This is a genomic window from Streptococcus mitis (genome assembly GCF_001579035.1).
GTDB classification, from domain to species: Bacteria; Bacillota; Bacilli; order Lactobacillales; family Streptococcaceae; genus Streptococcus; species Streptococcus mitis_J.
On the sequence record NZ_KQ970286.1, the window covers coordinates 366,748 to 368,108 of the forward strand.

1 protein-coding gene is annotated in these 1,361 nt (G+C 44.5%); it reads left to right on the plus strand.

Features of this window, described 5'->3' with window-relative positions; genetic code table 11:
• The coding region (gene obgE / locus SMIDD26_RS04245) for a GTPase ObgE (protein ID WP_061439126.1) at nucleotides 1–1,205 on the plus strand (1,205 nt) is incomplete at its 5' end.
• Nucleotides 1,206–1,361 lie beyond the last annotated feature (156 nt).

The following is a 1,361-nucleotide window of genomic DNA, read 5'->3' on the forward strand; positions in this document are numbered from 1 at the left end:
TGGGTGGTGACGGAGGTCGTGGAGGCAATGTCATCTTCATTGTAGATGAAGGTCTACGTACCCTCATGGATTTCCGCTATAATCGCCATTTCAAGGCTGATTCTGGTGAGAAAGGAATGACCAAAGGGATGCATGGTCGTGGTGCTGAGGACCTTAGAGTTCGAGTACCACAAGGTACGACTGTTCGTGATGCTGAGACAGGCAAGGTCTTGACAGATTTGATTGAACACGGGCAAGAATTTATCGTTGCCCACGGTGGTCGTGGTGGACGTGGAAATATTCGTTTCGCGACACCAAAAAATCCTGCACCTGAAATCTCTGAAAATGGAGAACCAGGTCAGGAACGTGAGTTACAATTGGAACTAAAAATCTTGGCAGATGTTGGTTTGGTTGGATTCCCATCTGTTGGGAAATCAACACTGCTCAGTGTTATTACCTCAGCTAAACCTAAAATCGGTGCCTACCACTTTACGACCATTGTGCCAAATCTAGGTATGGTTCGTACCCAATCAGGTGAATCCTTTGCAGTAGCCGATCTGCCAGGTTTGATTGAAGGGGCTAGTCAAGGAGTTGGTTTGGGAACCCAGTTCCTCCGCCACATTGAGCGTACACGTGTCATCCTCCATATCATTGATATGTCAGCTAGCGAAGGTCGTGACCCTTATGAGGACTACCTAGCGATCAATAAGGAGTTAGAGTCTTATAACCTCCGCCTCATGGAGCGTCCACAGATTATCGTAGCCAATAAAATGGACATGCCTGAGAGTCAAGAAAATCTTGAAGAATTCAAGAAGAAATTGGCTGAAAACTACGATGAATTTGAAGAGTTACCAGCTATCTTCCCAATTTCTGGATTGACCAAGCAAGGTTTGGCAACGCTTTTGGATGCTACAGCTGAATTGTTAGACAAGACACCAGAATTCTTGCTCTATGACGAGTCTGATATGGAAGAAGAAGCCTACTATGGATTTGACGAAGAAGAAAAAGCCTTTGAAATTAGCCGTGATGACGATGCGACATGGGTACTTTCTGGTGAAAAACTCATGAAACTCTTTAATATGACAAACTTTGATCGTGACGAATCAGTCATGAAATTTGCCCGCCAACTTCGTGGTATGGGGGTTGATGAAGCTCTTCGTGCGCGTGGTGCTAAGGATGGAGACTTGGTCCGCATTGGTAAATTTGAGTTTGAATTTGTAGACTAGGAGACTGGTATGGGAGATAAACCGATATCTTTCCGAGATGCAGATGGTAATTTTGTTTCCGCCGCAGACGTTTGGAATGAAAAGAAATTGGAAGAACTATTTAATCGTCTCAATCCAAATCGTGCCTTCAGGTTGGCACGAACTAAAAAGGAAAAT